This window comes from Streptomyces sp. NPDC031274 (assembly GCF_055570235.1).
In genome coordinates this window covers 1-1,195 of sequence record NZ_JBVIHP010000344.1, presented here as the reverse complement: position 1 = coordinate 1,195, position 1,195 = coordinate 1, and the positions used below count along the sequence as shown (strand labels likewise).

Genomic DNA, 1,195 nt, shown 5'->3' with positions numbered 1-1,195 from the left:
ACCCCATTCCCGGTGACGCCGACCGGGTCGCGAACCTGGGGAAGAAGCTCCGCAAGACCGCCGATGAGCTCGAACGGCAGATCAAGAACATCAAGGCGGTCTCCGAGGTCGAGGCCTGGGACAGCAAGGCGGGCAAGGAGTTCCGCGAAAAGGCTCAGGGCAACGTCAAGAAGCTGGAAGCCGCCTTCAAGAGGTACGACACGGCGGCGGACGCCTTCGGCAGCGAAGTGACCGAGGTGGGCGGCAGGTTCGACGACAAGCTGCACGCCAAGCCGAAGGACTACGCCTCCGACCTGAACCGCGCCCAGGAGATGGCGGACCTGGCCCTCAAGGAGGGGCAGGACGCGGACGAGCGGAAGAGCGCCAGCCAGAAGAGCCTGGACGGCCTTTCGGACGACAAGGACAAGAAGGACAGCAAGGACGACAAGAAGAAGCTCGAGGAGGCGCGGGACGGCGCCGGCGACGAGATCGAGGCCGCCAGGCAGAAGATCGAGCAGGCGAAGAAGGTCCGCGACGACGCGGCGAAGCGTGCCCGTGACGCGATCGAGGACGTCATCGCGGACGACTCCCTGAAGGACGGGTTCTGGGAGACCCTCGTCGACGACATCAAGTCCGTGACGGAGTTGATCTCCACGGTCTGCGGAATCCTCTCCTTGGTGGTCGGCTGGATTCCGGTGATCGGCCAGGCACTGGCGGGAGTCCTGGGCGCGATTGCCATGATCGCAACGCTGATCACCACCATCTGCACCATCATCCAGGTATTCCAGGGCAATGCGGACTGGATGGACGTGGGCCTGGCGGCGGTCGGCTTCCTCCTGATGGGTGTGGGCAAGGCTTTCTCGAAGGTGGCGGGCAAGTTCGCGAAGACGGCGCTCAGCAAGATGGGCCGGGCCGGAGCGGCGCGGACCGCGAAGCAGGTCACCAGGGCGAACAAGAACCTGCGAAAGCTCTCCGGCAAGAAATTCAAGCTGGAGAAGGGCGACGGCTGGAAGTCCCTCAAGGAGCCGTTCACCGAACCGTTCTCGAAGGCGGCCTGGGGCAAGAATCTCAAGACCCTCAAGCCGGGCGAGGGAAACTTCGCGGCCGCCAGGAACGAACTGGCGGAGCGGGGCGGCGGAAGTGCCTTCAAGGGCATCGGGAAGTCGTTCTCCATGGCCGACCCCGGTGTCGCGTCCGACCTGAAGTCGATCAAGTC

1 protein-coding gene is annotated in these 1,195 nt (G+C 64.6%); it reads left to right on the top strand.

Going from position 1 to position 1,195, the window contains the following annotated elements:
* A partial coding sequence (locus ACZ5CR_RS46235) for a hypothetical protein (protein ID WP_468869997.1) occupies window positions 1–1,195 on the top strand: 1,195 nt, incomplete at both ends.